The 14,653-nt window shown below is 65.5% G+C and carries 10 protein-coding genes; 2 read left to right on the forward strand and 8 right to left on the reverse strand.

Translation table 11 applies throughout. The features are described from left to right. Window positions 1-171: 171 nt before the first annotated feature. Window positions 172-1,329: a DUF4382 domain-containing protein gene (locus tag AC1VVG_RS09975; protein ID WP_059561723.1), complete on the forward strand. Its 1,158-nt coding sequence runs from the start codon at window positions 172-174 to the stop codon at window positions 1,327-1,329. A gap of 262 nt (window positions 1,330-1,591) precedes the next feature. Here the strand turns inward: AC1VVG_RS09975 and AC1VVG_RS09980 are convergent, their stop codons facing one another. The 3 genes from AC1VVG_RS09980 to AC1VVG_RS09990 all read right to left on the reverse strand — a co-directional run bounded on the left by AC1VVG_RS09980 (window position 1,592) and on the right by AC1VVG_RS09990 (window position 4,448). After that, window positions 1,592-2,161 carry a hypothetical protein gene (locus tag AC1VVG_RS09980; RefSeq protein WP_231750656.1) on the reverse strand — a complete coding sequence of 190 codons (570 nt, stop codon included), beginning with the start codon at window positions 2,159-2,161 and terminating at the stop codon, window positions 1,592-1,594. A 693-nt stretch (window positions 2,162-2,854) separates the two neighbouring features. Next, entirely contained in the window at window positions 2,855-4,012 is a 1,158-nt protein-coding gene (locus AC1VVG_RS09985; protein ID WP_482835577.1) for a sensor histidine kinase, read from the reverse strand. Between the two features lie 226 nt (window positions 4,013-4,238). Beyond that, complete coding sequence (locus tag AC1VVG_RS09990) at window positions 4,239-4,448, reverse strand: hypothetical protein (protein WP_226252783.1); 210 nt, start codon at window positions 4,446-4,448, stop codon at window positions 4,239-4,241. A gap of 417 nt (window positions 4,449-4,865) precedes the next feature. Here AC1VVG_RS09990 and AC1VVG_RS09995 point away from each other — a divergent pair, with 417 nt between their 5' ends. After that, window positions 4,866-7,007, forward strand: a complete 2,142-nt coding sequence (locus AC1VVG_RS09995) for a glucosidase family protein (RefSeq protein WP_482835578.1) — start codon at window positions 4,866-4,868, stop codon at window positions 7,005-7,007. A 71-nt stretch (window positions 7,008-7,078) separates the two neighbouring features. On the opposite strand, the gene AC1VVG_RS10000 is transcribed toward AC1VVG_RS09995, so the two are convergent. The 5 genes from AC1VVG_RS10000 to AC1VVG_RS10020 form a co-directional block, all read right to left on the reverse strand. Beyond that, window positions 7,079-8,479 (reverse strand): GGDEF domain-containing protein, encoded by a 1,401-nt coding sequence (locus tag AC1VVG_RS10000; RefSeq protein ID WP_034188751.1) that lies wholly within the window; start codon window positions 8,477-8,479, stop codon window positions 7,079-7,081. Window positions 8,480-8,740: 261 nt separating this feature from the next. After that, window positions 8,741-9,919 (reverse strand): acetyl-CoA C-acyltransferase, encoded by a 1,179-nt coding sequence (locus tag AC1VVG_RS10005; protein WP_034188752.1) that lies wholly within the window; start codon window positions 9,917-9,919, stop codon window positions 8,741-8,743. Window positions 9,920-9,962: 43 nt separating this feature from the next. Further along, the gene (gene pncA, locus AC1VVG_RS10010) at window positions 9,963-10,595 is read right to left on the reverse strand and encodes a bifunctional nicotinamidase/pyrazinamidase (protein WP_034188753.1); all 633 of its coding nucleotides are present in this window, start codon (window positions 10,593-10,595) and stop codon (window positions 9,963-9,965) included. A gap of 44 nt (window positions 10,596-10,639) precedes the next feature. Then, the gene (locus AC1VVG_RS10015) at window positions 10,640-12,724 is read right to left on the reverse strand and encodes a 3-hydroxyacyl-CoA dehydrogenase NAD-binding domain-containing protein (RefSeq protein WP_482835579.1); all 2,085 of its coding nucleotides are present in this window, start codon (window positions 12,722-12,724) and stop codon (window positions 10,640-10,642) included. Window positions 12,725-12,913: 189 nt separating this feature from the next. Next, on the reverse strand, window positions 12,914-14,557 hold the full coding sequence (locus tag AC1VVG_RS10020) for a 3-(methylthio)propionyl-CoA ligase (protein WP_200086452.1): 1,644 nt from the start codon (window positions 14,555-14,557) through the stop codon (window positions 12,914-12,916). Between the last annotated feature and the right edge of the window lie 96 nt (window positions 14,558-14,653).

A 14,653-nucleotide genomic window follows, 5' to 3' on the forward strand; every position in this document is an offset into this window, starting at 1 on the left:
GAAGCAATCGCGCCTGGGTCCGCCCGCTGCCATCCGAAGCGACACCAATCCCGGTAAAAATTGACCGATCAAACAGAATGTTACCGTTGGTTTCAAAGATGCCCAAATAGTAGGCCGGAGGGCCGCTATTCTTCTGTCACCCAGAACAACGATCCCGCTTGGGGGAGACATATGAACAACATCATCAAGTGCGCCCTTTGCGCCGCCTTCGTACCATTCATCCTCGCCGGTTGCGGCGGCGGCGACGACGGTGGCGGCACACAAACCGGTACGCTGCACGTCGCGATGACGGATGCGCCATCTTGCGGTTTCGACCATGTGTACGTCACCGTCTCGCAGGTCCGTGTCAACGCAAACGCGAACGCCGCAGACAACGACGCCGGCTGGTCGACCGTTTCCCTCGCTACGCCGCAGAAGATCGACCTGCTGTCGCTGACCAACGGCGTGCTCGCCGATCTCGGCCAGACCGCCCTGCCCGCCGGCCAGTATCAGCAAGTTCGCCTGGTTCTCGCCCAGAATCAAGGTAACAACCTCGCGAACTCGGTCGTCCCGACCGGCGGCACAGAACAGGCGCTCGCCACGCCGAGCGCGACGCAAAGTGGCTACAAGATCATCCAGCCGTTCACGGTCCAGCCGAACACGCTCGTCGACCTCGTGCTCGACTTCAACGCATGCAAGTCGATCGTCCAGCGCGGCAACGGTTCATATGCGCTGAAACCCGTCGTCACTGCGGTCCCGACCGTCGTGAGCGGCGCGATCTCCGGTTACGTCGCTTCGGCCGAAGCCGGCGCGACGGTCTATGCCGAGCAAGGCGGCAAGGTCGTCCGCGGCACGGTGGCCGACAGCACCGGCAAGTTCGTGCTGTCGCCGCTGATCCAGAGTTCGACGCAAGGCAATTACGATGTCGTGATCGCGCAGAACAACTTCGCATCGGGTATCGTGCGCTCCGTCCCGGTCGTCGTGAACACGACCACGGCGGTGTCGGCGTCGACCGCGCCGATTACGCTGCCGGCGTCGACGATGAGCACCGTCAGCGGTACGGTGACCGCCAGCGCCAACGCATTCGTGCGCGCGCTGCAGACGATCGATACGAATGCCTACGAGATCACGTCGATCAACGCGAACCTGGATACGGGCGCCTATGCGCTCAACGTGCCCACCGCCGCGCCGATCGTCGGCACTTACTCCGGTTCGCTGCCGGTCGCGCTCGCCGCTTCGCCGGCCGCCGCAGCCCAATATACGATCGAAGCGGACGCAGCGTCGGGTGCAACGCAATCGACGAACGTCAACGCAACGACCAGCCAGTCGAACGTCAATTTCAGCTTCTGACGCGTCGGCAGCACACCGAAAGGGCCGATCGGCCCTTTCATCAATAACGGGAGAACGAAGTGAAGAAAGGGGTTATCGCGTTGCTTGCAGCGGCGAGCATGGTCGGCGCGCTCAGCGGGTGCGTCGCATACGTCCCGGGTGCACCGGTAGTTGTCGCACCGCAGGGTGGACCGGGCAACGGATTCTGCCCACCTGGACAGGCGAAGAAAGGCAATTGCTGATTGCACAGGGCCCGCATTCAGCGGGCCTATTCAGACTTTGTTCATGAATCACCGGCCATAGGAACTTGTTGCTGCGCTCCCAGCTGGCGTATCGGCTCCGTTTCGCCGTGAGCACCGATGTCCGCAAGACACTCAACGAACCGGACGTAGAGTTCGTCCTGTACCAAACCGTTTGATCGCATCCATTCCACGGCTGCGTTTGGGTTCAGTAGCAAGACATAATGGAACTGCCCAGACGACCCAGGCTTGGTTCGGATGAAATTCAGGTCACGTAGCCTGCTCATCCTACGACGCCAGGTGTTGACGGCGCCCTCGCCGGTGAATCCGGCCTCTACTGCGAAGGTCCGGGGATCGGTAATTGACAGCACCGGACAATTCCACGCCCTTGCCCACAGGCAGAAAAGTGTTTGACCTGCCGGCTGTCTCTTTGACTGGGCGTCGACGGCTTGCATCGCAATCGGTAGCGTACGAGGAATGGTGATGAACCCAACGTTTCGATGTGGGTGCCAAAGCCAAATTTCCGGTGTGCCGGGAAAATGCAGGTCCAGCAGTTGCTGGGCACGGTCAGCCATTTTCAGACGACGAGGATCGCTATGTTGAATGTTTGCCATGGTCGTCCCCTTAAAGCCGGCTTATTTGTCTGCTGTATTAATTAAGATCGTCTGCGCTCGGAACACGACCGATAAACGTCTCACGCTCCGTACGCGCCGGCTCCGTGACGACGCGATTTCTTCCTGACTCGCACGTTGTCCATGGTAGCCGGGAGCGAACGCGCCACATTTCGGACGCCCTCCCGAGACGCATGCAAGTCCAATTCGTCGGAGGATCATCGTGAACGGGCAGTGACTGTCGCGCCTACCATGACTGATAAAGCGAACAACGTGCCAGTCGCGCGACAGCCTCGCAAGGACAGTGCCCGAGGATGTGGAGCATCAGGCGCGGGCGAGTACTGGCAAATATGTTGCAGCTTCGATACACGATACGGGGGTCAATGGAACGAAGTCAGTGTCGTGGCGAACAAGTGAGGGACGCTGCTCACAACGGCTCCGCCCTCGCCAATTGCCTTTACTGGAACTCGGCGAATGTGCCAGTACGTCCCGAATGATGATTCGGACATGCAACACCGGCACTTCATGTCGATCGAGCAATCGTCTCCCAGATCACGCGACCGCATGTCCGGAAACTGTTGATGTTCACCGGAAACTGACGGGTCTGTTTTGCTCGGCTATCAACACACTGCCATCATCAACCTCGATATAGCCGGGAATCTCAGAACAACGCGCCCCCACGAAACCCACTCCGCATCATTGCCGCTCGACACGGGCTCCGGGACGCTCGTTTCGCGCACCTCTCGGCAGATGTACAGAGAAAACTGTTTCCGTCGAATCGGACCGCACCTCGATACGACCCTGATGTGCCTTGGCGATCTCGCTGGCGATGTACAAGCCCAACCCCAATCCGACATCGTCATCGACGTTTTCCGATCGGTCGGATCCACGCTGAAGCGGATCGAAGATCCGGTCGAGCGTGAGCCGATCGATAGCGGGCCCCTTATTCCCGACCTCGATATGCGCCTCTGCGTCGTCCGACGTCGCCGTCACCCGCACGGGTGTATCGGGCGCTCCATGCTTGACGGCGTTGCTCACCAGATTGCTCAGGAGCTGCTCGAGCCGCTGATCATCCCAGTCACCCCGCAGGTCGCCGTTCACCTCGAGATTGATCTCGCGATTCGGATGAGCCGTCTGCAATTCGTCGACCACATTGGCGAGCACTTGCACGAGATCGGCATCGCGGCGCACGACGTTGATACCGAGTCCGAGTTGCGTCCGGTTGAAATCGCAGAGATCGTCGAGGAGAGCGTGCATGCGCCCGCCGCTGCGAATCAGCCGGGCCGCGGCCTCCGATATGTCTTCTCCGGCACTGAGCGCGGCCAAATAGGACGCTGTTATCTGAATGGTCTGCAGCGGCGTGCGCATATCGTGACCCAGCATCCCGAGCAACAAGTTGCGGGCCAGCTCCACCTGCTCGGTAAAAAAAGCAACGGATTCCGCGAGCGCCTGATCGATCGCCTCATTGAAGCGAATCATGTCGTCCACATGAGGTGCGTCCGGCTGGCATGCGTCGATCCACAAGCGCAGCACACTGGCACGCAGCGCCCGATACTCGGCCGTCAATTGATTGATGTTGAAGCCTCGACGGGCGCGCAGGACGGCATGCGTCTGCGCGGCCGTTTTCTCCGCGTTCACCGGTTCTGGCGCCCGTCCAAGCGATTTTTCATGTTGCTCCGCCGTCGTTTGCGGCGTATCGATGTCCTCGGCCACCGCCTGCAGGATCTGACGCGCGTGATCGCGTAGCCCATGCGCGTCCATGCTCCGCGCAGCCGGCAGCAGCGTGGCGGCAAATGCCTCCCACTCCACCAGGATCGGCTCCATGTTCTGAACGATGAAATCAGCTAGACGCATGTCGCCTCTCACAATGGAATAAACGGTGGATGGCTTCCGACGCTCCGCGACGATATCACGTGAATATGGGCAATCGAAGGTGCCGCGTCGCGGACGGGCAGCGCGCGGCCGTCGCAACCGCGAAAAAACGCGTACCGAATCGGCGCTCGTCCGTTCCGGCGACGATACCTGCTCTTTTACCGCATCGAACACCGACGGCGCCGGCCGCATGAACGGCGACGGGCGCTCAGCCTGCCAACCTGACGGACCCGGCGGCCTGAACACGCGAACTGCGGTTTCCCGGCAGGAACGAGAATTGCACGGCTTCGCGCGCCGCTCCGACCACGGCCGGCTTGAACGAGACGATTCCCTTGCTTTCCGGCGTCAATCGCCGGTATGAAACGCCATTGCCGATCGTTTCGCCATCGGATATCCGGACCGCGTTATCCAAATCCATTCAATCGCATATTTTACCGACCCAACGCGTAATAATTTCAGTCGGCTTTTCAATTCCGAATTACAAAATCACAAAACATCATTGACTTCGGCTTTCCAGGAAATCTAGAATCCCTACGACGGCTTACGTTTCGATTTCTTCTGCCGCACGCAATTCGCCACGCACCCGTGCGAAGGCCTGCCGCATTGCTTTCCCTTGCTGCATCAAGGCCGCACCCTCTGCTGCCGCGGTTTTCTGCTTTTACCAATCGCTCGCTTATTTACCGCCTATTTCTCTTTTTCAAAACGGCGCTACACCCCGATCAATTCCAGTCATTCACCAGAAAAGAATGACCGCGACACGAGACCAAACGGACCCAAGATCCGTTGATTCGCACATCCAGATAAAAAATCGCCATTCATCAGGAGGGACATCAACATGCATCGCCTTGCGAAGTCGCTGTGTCTCGGTCTCGTCTGCGCCGGCCTGCTCGCGGCCTGCAACGACGACGACGTTCAGTCGAACACCCCGCCGTCGAACCACGCCGCGCTGTCGTTCCGCATGGACACCGGCGGCCAGATCAACGCGTTCTACCGGCAGGACAAGGTTGCCGCGCACCTGCTGGTGCGTTCGTCGACGAAGCCGCGCCTGCTGGTGGTCTTCCCCGCCGGCAACAGCGGTACGGGGCTGTGGTTCGACGACACCGCGCAACCGGTGAACTGGAGCCTCGACACGCCGCCGTCCGCGCTGTCGGCACCCGACGCGCACGGCCGCCCGCTGTACGGCATCGGCGCCGACGTGTCGGTCGACACCGGCACGCTGACGATCCGCCAGGGCGTGCTCAGCAACGTGCGCTTCCTGCGCGACTTCAATGGCGGCGCGACGATTCCGCAGCAGATCCTCGCCGCGCCGACGGTCCAGGGCGGCACCGCGCAATGGCAACGCGACCGGATCGACGGCGCGCCCGGCTATGCGTTGCGCATCACGCTGCGCGACGGCGGCAGCATCGCGCCGGCAGCGGGCGGCAAGCTCGTGCTGAACGCGCCGGCCGGCTCGCACACGCTGAAATTGCACATCGATGCGCTGTCGGGCGAGACGCCGCTTTCGCCGATCACGCGCGCCGACCTGTTCGCCCCGTCCGTGAACCCCGACCCGGTGAGCCAGAACGTGCTCGAATTCCTGAGCTTCAACGACAAGCTGCTGGCCGGCTCGTGGCAGTACGACACGTACTTCGGCCGCGATACGCTGATCTCGGTCCGCATGCTGATGCCCGTGCTCGCGCCCGCGGCGATCGAGGCCGGCCTGTCGTCGGTGCTGAGCCGCCTGTCGGCCGACGGCAAGGTCGCGCACGAGGAAGGCATCGGCGAATTCGCGCTGGTCGACAACCAGAAGAACGGCAAGCCGAACGATCCGACGCCGACCTACGACTACAAGATGATCGACAGCGACTACCTGCTCGCGCCGATCGCGGCCGCGTGGCTGATCGACGATACGCGCGGCCAGGCGCGTGCGGCGGCGTATCTCGCACAGCGCGGCAGCGACGGGCAGACCAACGGCAGCCGCCTGGTCGTCAACCTGCTGCACGTCGCGACGACCGCGCAGGCGTTCGCGCAACAGCCGTCGGTCGCGAACCTGATTCACCTGCGGCCCGGCGAGATCGTCGGTAACTGGCGCGACAGTACCGACGGGCTCGGCGGCGGCGTCTACCCATACGACGTGAACGCGGTGCTCGTGCCGGCCGCGCTGCGCGCGGCGAACGCATTCCTCGCGCGCGGCCTGCTCGATCCGTATCTCGATGCCGGCCAGCGCGCGACGCTCGCCAACACGGCGAACGAGGCGACCACGTGGGAGACGCAGGCGCCGCCGCTGTTCCAGGTCAGCGTGCCGGCCGCGCAGGCGGCCACCGACGTGTCGGCCTATGCGCCGTCCGCCGGCGTGCCGGCCGGGGCCGCGCCCAGCGCGCCGCTCGCGTTCTACGCGCTGTCGCTCGATCAGCAAGGCAACCCGATTCCGGTGATGAACTCCGACGGCGGCTTCGCGCTGCTGTTCGGCTCGCCGCCGGACGACCAGCTCCAGCGGATCGTCGGCGACGTCACGCGGCCGTTCCCGACGGGGCTCGTGACCGATGCCGGGATGCTGATCGCGAACCCGGCGTATGCGAGCCAGGCACTGTGGCCGAAATTCACGAGCTCCGCGTATCACGGCACGGTGATCTGGTCGTGGCAGCAGGCGATGTGGGTCGCCGGGCTCGATCGTCAGCTCGCGCGCCAGGATCTGTCGGGCGCGACCCGCGCGCTGCTCACGCAGGCACGGCAGACGATCTGGCAGGTGATCTCGAACGGACGCGACATGCGGACGTCCGAGATGTGGACGTGGTCCTACGTAAACGGCACGTACCAGACCGATGCGTTCGGCACGCGCAGCGCGGATGCGACCGAGGCCAACGCGGCCCAGCTGTGGAGTACGACGTATCTCGCGATCCGCGATCCGCAGCAGCGCGCGGGCAAGTACTGGTGGCAGGCATCGCAGCGGATGCAGGACACGCAGCCGAAACAGGCGACGGCGCTGGCGTCACGCTAGCGCCGCGCGGGCCGACCGGCATGCAAAAGCCCCGGGGCGTCGCCGCCTCCGGGGCTTCGATCGACGATGCATCACCGCGACACGACGCGATTCCGCCCTTCCCGCTTCGCCTGATACAGCCGCTCGTCGACCACCCTCAGCAACGCATCGACCGTACTCCCGTCGACGCCATATTGCGCGACGCCGACGCTGACCGTCACCTGCACGCGCTTGAAGTCCAGCCCGAACGGCGAACTCGCGATCGACGAACGCACGCGCTCGGCCGTCATCCGCGCGCCTTCGAGCGGCATGTCCGGCAGCAGCGCCATGAACTCCTCGCCACCGACGCGCGCAAGCCCGCCCGCCGGCCGGATCGCCTCGAGGCACTGGCGCACGACGCCGCGCAGCACTTCGTCGCCGATCTGGTGCCCGTAGGCATCGTTGATGTTCTTGAAATTGTCGAGATCGAGCGCGAGCAGGCAGAACGGCGTGCCGTCGCGTTCCGCCCGCACCATCTCGCGCTCGACCTGCGCGATGAACTGCCGGCGGTTCGACGCGCCCGTCATCGGATCGGTCGCGGCCATGTACTCGAGCTTCTGGTTCGTGCGCCGCAGCTCCTGCAGCGCGCTCTCGGTACGCGCCATCGATTCCGACAGCCGGCTCATCAGGTCTTCCTGGCTGTAGATCGCCGAGAACGAGCGTGTCGTCTGCAACGCCTGCACGACGCCGTAGCTGAGCAGGAAGAAGCCGCCCGCGAAAATCGCGTGCGCCAGCCACCACATGTGATTCCACGGCTTGCCGAGAATGAATGCGAGCGAAGACAGCGCGAAGGCCATGATCGACACGCCGTAGATCACCATCAGCGGCGAGCGGATCCGCCGCGCGAGCAGCACGCAGACGTTCAGCAGCGAGAACACGAGCGCGCCGCCCTCCATCGACAGGCGCGTACCGAGCGCGCCGGCGATCGGCGAATACGCAAGGTAGGCAACGACGACGTCGACGATCACGAAGAACACGATCCACGGCAGCCACGTTCGCGCGCTCATGCGCCTCTCGATCCGGTCGGGCGGACGCGAATACGACAGCAGGCCCGTCAGCAGCAGGATCGACATCACGAGCCGCGACGCGGGCCCGTACAGCAGGAACAGCCAGATATTGTGGTGCGCCATCCCGGTGAACGCACCGTGCAGCGCATAGATCATCGCGAAGCCGAGAAAGCCGAGCGTCAGCCAGCGCAGCAGCGGCTCGCCGGACGACCGGTAGCACACCCACGTCACATAGGTGACGAACGCGCCCTCGAGGGTAGCGGCCGCAATCGCGATTTCATGGAATGCGTGGTTCTCGAACCCGACGTGCGGGTCGCTGAAGAACCACAGGTAGGCGATCAGATACGCAGGCAGCAACGCGAATCCGACCAGCAGGCATTTCGCGTAAAGCCTCGCGGCCGCGCTGACGACGCGCGGCGGTTCCCCGGCTGCATAGGTCGTACTCATTCGGTCCCCGGTCGGTCTGCTGCGTTGGTTCGAACCTTCGCGGCACGGATCGCGCCATGCGCGATCCTGCCCATCGTGCCGAAAGGCAAATGTCAGAGCAAGTATAGGTGGGGCAATTCGTTTGACAAGTCAGGGGAAACGGCATTGCCGGGCGCACGCCTTTTGCTTCCCGATTGTTTCGAATCGCGGCGCTGCCGCACCGATTGATGTCGCGGCCGCGGGCGTCGCCGAAGCGAAACCGCGGCCGCGACCGGCCAAAGATCAGAGGATTTCGAACAGACCGGCCGCGCCCTGCCCGCCGCCGATGCACATCGTGACGACCACGTACTTCACGCCGCGCCGCTTGCCTTCGATCAGCGCGTGGCCGGTCAGGCGAGCACCCGACACGCCGTACGGATGGCCGACCGCGATCGCGCCGCCGTTCACGTTCAGGCGATCCTCAGGAATCCCGAGCGTGTCGCGGCAGTACAGCACCTGTACCGCGAATGCTTCGTTCAACTCCCACAGGCCGATGTCGTCGACCTTCAATCCGGCCTGCTTCAGCAGCTTCGGCACCGCGAACACGGGGCCGATGCCCATCTCGTCCGGCTCGCAGCCGGCCACCGCGAAGCCGCGGAACACGCCCAGCGGCTGCAGCCCTTCGCGCTGCGCGGCATCGGCGCTCATCACGACACACGCCGACGCGCCGTCCGAGAACTGGCTCGCGTTGCCGGCGGTGATCACGCCGCCCGGCACGGCCGAGCGGATCTTCGACACGCCTTCGAGCGTCGTGTCGGGGCGAATGCCTTCGTCGGCCGATACCGTCACTTCCTTCGTGAACAGGCGGCCCGTCGCCTTGTCGGCGATGCCCGCGAGCACCGTGATCGGCACGATCTCGTCGCGGAACCGCCCGGCTTCCTGCGCGGCCGCGGCGCGCAGTTGCGACTGCACGCCATACTCGTCCTGCCGCTCCTTCGAGATGCCGTAGCGCTTCGCGACGTTCTCGGCCGTCTGCAGCATGTTCCAGTAGATTTCCGGCTTGTGCTGGACGAGCCAGCCTTCCTGGATCATGTGCCGGTTCATCTCGTTCTGCACGCACGAGATCGATTCGACGCCGCCGGCGACATAGATCTCGCCTTCGCCCGCGATGATCCGCTGCGCGGCCAGCGCGATGGTCTGCAGCCCCGACGAGCAGAATCGGTTCACCGTCATCCCCGGCACCGTCACGGGCAAGCCCGCGCGCAGTGCGATCTGGCGCGCGATGTTCGCGCCGGTCGCGCCTTCGGGGTTCGCGCAGCCCATGATCACGTCCTCGACGCGAGCGGGGTCGAGCTTCGCGCGTTCGAGCGCGGCGGCGACCACGTGGCCGCCGAGCGTCGCGCCGTGCGTCATGTTGAATGCGCCACGCCAGGATTTCGCCAGCGGCGTGCGTGCGGTCGATACGATTACGGCTTCGGTCATGCGAGTCTCCTTCGGTGCTGCCCTGAATCGGATGGGAAATGCGCTACGCCGCCGGGCGCGCGCCCGCGGACGTCACATGCGCGACGCCCGCTGCCTGCATCTGCTGCCATGCGTGCGCGAGCGACCCGTTCAGGTCGATCGCACGGCACGCATCGTTGATCACCGCGGCGTCGAACCCGGCCGCGCGCGCATCGAGCGCCGACCACGCGACGCAATAGTCGGTCGCGAGCCCGCAGCACCACACGCGCTTCGCGCCGAGTTCGCGCAGGTAGCCCGCAAGCCCCGTGCGCGTCGTGCGGTCGGCTTCGACGAACGCGGAATAGCTGTCGACCTGCGCGTCGCCGCCCTTGCGGATCACGAGCCGCGCGTGCGGGATGTCGAGGTCGCGATGCAGCGCCGCGCCGTCGGTGTCCTGCACGCAATGCACGGGCCACAGCACCTGCTCGCCGTACGGCAGCGCGAGCGTGGAAAACGGCTCTCGGCCCGGATGGTTCGCCGCGAACGACACGTGCTCGCGCGGGTGCCAGTCCTGCGTCAGCACGACCTGGTCGAAGCGCTGCGCGAGCGCGTTGATCACCGGCACGACCGCATCGCCGTCCGGCACCGCGAGCGCGCCGCCCGGCATGAAGTCGTATTGCACGTCGATCACGAGCAGGACGTCGTCGGTGCGTTTCATTGCGTGTCTCCAGACAGGATCGGCCGCGCCGCCATGCGGCGGCGTCAGCCGTTGAACCCGCGGCCGGCCTTCGCCAGTTCCGCGATCGACGGCGCGAGCCGCCATGCGTCGCCGTTCGGTGCCGCCGCATAGCGGCGAATCGCGCGCTCGACGTTGTAGAGGCCGACCGTGTCCGCATACAGCATCGGGCCGCCGCGCCACAGCGGGAAGCCATAGCCGGTCAGGTAGACCATGTCGATGTCGGATGCCTTCGACGCGATCTTCTCCTCGAGGATCTTCGCGCCTTCGTTGACGAGCGCGAACACCAGCCGCTCGACGATCTCGTCGTCGCCGATCTTGCGCCGCTCGACGCCGCGCTCCTTCGAATACGCGACGACCATCTCGTCGACGAGCGACGACGGCTTCGCCTTGCGATCGCCCGGCACGTAGTCGTACCAGCCGCCGCCCGTCTTCTGGCCGAAGCGGCCCTGTTCGCACAGGCGGTCGGCGATCTTCGAGTACTGCAGGCCGGGTTGCTCGACGTAGCGGCGCTTGCGGATCGCCCAGCCGATGTCGTTGCCGGCGAGGTCGCTCATCCGGAACGGCCCCATCGCGAACCCGAACTTCTCGATCGCGCGGTCGACCTGCGCGGGCAGCGCGCCTTCCTCGAGCATGAACAGCGCCTGGCGGATGTACTGCTCGATCATCCGGTTGCCGATGAAGCCGTCGCACACGCCCGACACGACCGCCGTCTTGCGGATCTTCTTCGCGACGGCCATCACGGTCGCGAGCACGTCCTTCGCGGTCTGCGCGCCGCGCACGACCTCGAGCAGCTTCATCACGTTCGCCGGGCTGAAGAAGTGCATGCCGACCACGTCCTGCGGACGCCGGGTGAACGCCGCGATCTTGTCGACGTCGAGCGTCGACGTGTTCGACGCGAGGATCGCGCCCGGCTTCGCGACTTCGTCGAGCTTCCTGAACACCTGCTCCTTCACGCCGAGCTCCTCGAACACGGCCTCGACGATCAGGTCGGCATCCTTCAGGTCGTCGTAAGAGAGCGTCGGCGCGATCAGCGCCATGCGCGCGTCGAGCTTCTCCTGCGTGAGCTTGCCCTTCTTCACCTGCGCGTCGTAGTTCTTGCGGATCGTCGCGATGCCGCGCTCGAGCGCTTCCTGCTTCGTCTCGAGCAGCGTGACGGGCAGGCCCGCGTTGATGAAGTTCATCGCGATCCCGCCGCCCATCGTGCCCGCGCCGATCACGCCGACGCGACGAATCTCGCGCAGCGGCGTGTCGGACGGCACGTCGGGAATCTTGCTCGCCGCACGCTCGCCGAAGAACGCATGGCGCAACGCGCGGCTTTCCGGCGTCATCATCAGCGCGACGAAACCTTCGCGCTCGGCGATGCTGCCCTGGTCGAAGCCGTTCAGCACGCCCGCCTCGATCGCATCGATGCACTTGTGCGGCGCGGGGAAATTCGGCGCGGCGGCCTGCGCGGAATTGCGCGCGAACTGAATGAAGCCCGCGGCGTTGTCGTGGACGATCTTGCGATCGCGCACCCGCGGGTGCGGCCCTTGCCGCGCGCCGGCCTTGCGCGCGAACGCGACGGCCGCCTCCAGCAGGTCGCCGTCGGCCATCTCGTCGAACAGCCCGCTGTTCGCCAGTTGCTCCGACGGCACCGGTGCGCCCGACACGATCATGTTCAGCGCGGTCTCGAGCCCGACCGCGCGCGGCAGGCGCTGCGTGCCGCCCGCGCCCGGCAGCAGGCCGAGCTTCACTTCGGGCAGCGCGACCTGCGCGCCGGGCGCCGCGACGCGGTAATGCGCGCCGAGCGCGAGTTCGAGGCCGCCGCCCATCACGACGCTGTGCAGCGCCGCGACGACGGGCTTCGCGCTCGCTTCCACCGCGCGGATCACGGTGTGCAGCGTCGGCTCCTGCAGCGCCTTCGGCGTATTGAATTCGGTGATGTCGGCGCCGCCCGAGAACGCGCGGCCCGCGCCGGTCAGCACGATGGCCGTGACCGACGGATCCTGCGCGGCGCGATCGAGCGCATCCATGACGCCCTGACGGGTCGACAGGCCGAGCCCGTTGACCGGCGGATTGTTGAGCGTGATGACGGCCACGCCGTCGCGAGTCGAGTAATCCACTGCCATCTGCCTGCCTCCATGCATCGCGCGCCGGGTTGGCTGCGCTTCATTGTGCGCGGTCGAACGGCCGCATGTCCGGATGAACTGAGGCAGCATACAACGAAAAAGCACGGTCGTTCAATTTGAATTTTGTTGCCGATCCGGGGACGGATCGGGCGACCGGTTCGCGGGCCGTCGCCGGCCCGGGCGCGATGCTTACGGCGCGCCCACTGCCGTGGGCAGCACGTAGTCGCGGAACGTCTCGCGCAGCTTCAGCTTCTGCAGCTTGCCGGTCGCGGTGTGCGGCAGCGATTCGACGAACACGACGTCGTCGGGGATCCACCATTTCGCGACCTTGCCTTCGTAGAACGCGAGCAGCGTGTCGCGGCTCAGGTTCGCGCCTTCGCGCGGCACCACGACGAGCAGCGGGCGCTCGGTCCATTTCGGGTGCGCGCATGCGATGCACGCGGCTTCGGCCACGCCCGGGTGGGCGACCGCGACGTTCTCGATGTCGATCGAGCTGATCCACTCGCCGCCCGACTTGATCACGTCCTTGCTGCGGTCGGTGATCTGCAGGAAGCCGTCGGGATCGATCGTCGCGACGTCGCCGGTCGGGAACCAGCCGTCCGACAGCGGCGATTCGTCGCCGCGAAAGTAGTGATCGATCACCCACGGCCCGCGCACCTGCAATTCGCCGAACGCGACGCCGTCCCACGGCAGCTCGTGGCCGTCCTCGCCGACGATGCGCATGTCGACGCCGCAGATCACGCGGCCCTGCTTCTCGAGCAGCCGGCGCTGCGCGTCGAGCGGCCGCTGCGACTGCGCCCAGTTGAGCTTCGCGAGCGTGCCGAGCGGCGACAGCTCGGTCATTCCCCATGCATGGATCACGCGCACGCCGTATTCGTCCTCGAACGTGCGCAGCATCGCGGGCGGGCACGCGGAGCCGCCGATCACCGTGCGGTTCAGCGTCGAGAAGCGTACGCCGGCTTCGCGCATGTAGTTGAGCAGCCCGAGCCACACGGTCGGCACGCCCGCGGAAAACGTCACGCGCTCGGCCTCCATCAGCGCGTACAGCGACTTGCCGTCGAGATCCTTGCCGGGCAGCACGAGCTTGCCGCCGGTCAGCGGCACCGCGTACGGCAGCCCCCACGCGTTGACGTGGAACATCGGCACGACGGGCAGCACGGCGTCCATCGCGGACAGGTTCATCGCGTCGGGCAGCGCGGCGCCGTATGCGTGCAGCACCGTCGAGCGGTGCGAATACAGCACGCCCTTCGGGTTGCCGGTCGTGCCCGACGTGTAGCAGAGCCCCGACGCCTGCTGCTCGTCGAGGCGCGGCCAGTCGTAGCGGCCGTCTTCGGCGTCGACGAGCGTTTCGTAGCAGAGGTATGGCGTCGCGCCCGTCGGCAGGTGCGCGGCATCGGTCATCGCGACCCAGCCCTTCACGTGCGGACACTGCGGCGCGATGGCGTCGACGAGCGGCGCGAAATTGATGTCGAAGAAGACGTAGCGGTCTTCCGCGTGATTGATGATGTACGCGATCTGCTCGGGAAACAGGCGCGGGTTGATCGTGTGACAGACGGCGCCCATCCCGCCGATCCCGTAATACGCCTCCAGGTGCCGGTAGCCGTTCCACGCCAGCGTGCCGACGCGGTCGCCGGCGTCGACGCCGAGCCGCGCAAGCGCCTGCGCCAGCTGCTTCGCGCGGCGCTCGCAATCGCGGTACGTATAGCGATGCAGGTCGCCTTCCACGCGCTTCGACACGATCTCCGTGTCGCCGGCGTGCCGCGCGGCATGCGAAATCAGCGAGGACACCAGCAGCGGCACGTCCATCATCTGGCCCAGCAACGGCTTACCCATCGTCTTGTTCTCCGTGTGGATGCGAATCGGTGACCAGCCCCTGCAACGCGCCCGTCAGCGGCCCCGGACGGGCGTGGCGCACGGTGCGCGCGCCGC

The organism is Burkholderia sp. L-4, from assembly GCF_056856535.1.

What these genes read in the sequence shown, in the direction of transcription:
- AC1VVG_RS09975 (WP_059561723.1), top strand. Translation starts at nt 172, where the DNA reads ATGAACAACATCATCAAGTGCGCCCTTTGCGCCGCCTTCGTACCATTC.
- AC1VVG_RS09990 (WP_226252783.1), bottom strand. Translation starts at nt 4,448, where the DNA reads ATGGATTTGGATAACGCGGTCCGGATATCCGATGGCGAAACGATCGGC.
- AC1VVG_RS10020 (WP_200086452.1), bottom strand. Translation starts at nt 14,557, where the DNA reads ATGGGTAAGCCGTTGCTGGGCCAGATGATGGACGTGCCGCTGCTGGTG.
- AC1VVG_RS09980 (WP_231750656.1), bottom strand. Translation starts at nt 2,161, where the DNA reads ATGGCAAACATTCAACATAGCGATCCTCGTCGTCTGAAAATGGCTGAC.
- AC1VVG_RS10005 (WP_034188752.1), bottom strand. Translation starts at nt 9,919, where the DNA reads ATGACCGAAGCCGTAATCGTATCGACCGCACGCACGCCGCTGGCGAAA.
- AC1VVG_RS10000 (WP_034188751.1), bottom strand. Translation starts at nt 8,479, where the DNA reads ATGAGTACGACCTATGCAGCCGGGGAACCGCCGCGCGTCGTCAGCGCG.
- AC1VVG_RS09995 (WP_482835578.1), top strand. Translation starts at nt 4,866, where the DNA reads ATGCATCGCCTTGCGAAGTCGCTGTGTCTCGGTCTCGTCTGCGCCGGC.
- AC1VVG_RS10015 (WP_482835579.1), bottom strand. Translation starts at nt 12,724, where the DNA reads ATGGCAGTGGATTACTCGACTCGCGACGGCGTGGCCGTCATCACGCTC.
- pncA (WP_034188753.1), bottom strand. Translation starts at nt 10,595, where the DNA reads ATGAAACGCACCGACGACGTCCTGCTCGTGATCGACGTGCAATACGAC.
- AC1VVG_RS09985 (WP_482835577.1), bottom strand. Translation starts at nt 4,012, where the DNA reads ATGCGTCTAGCTGATTTCATCGTTCAGAACATGGAGCCGATCCTGGTG.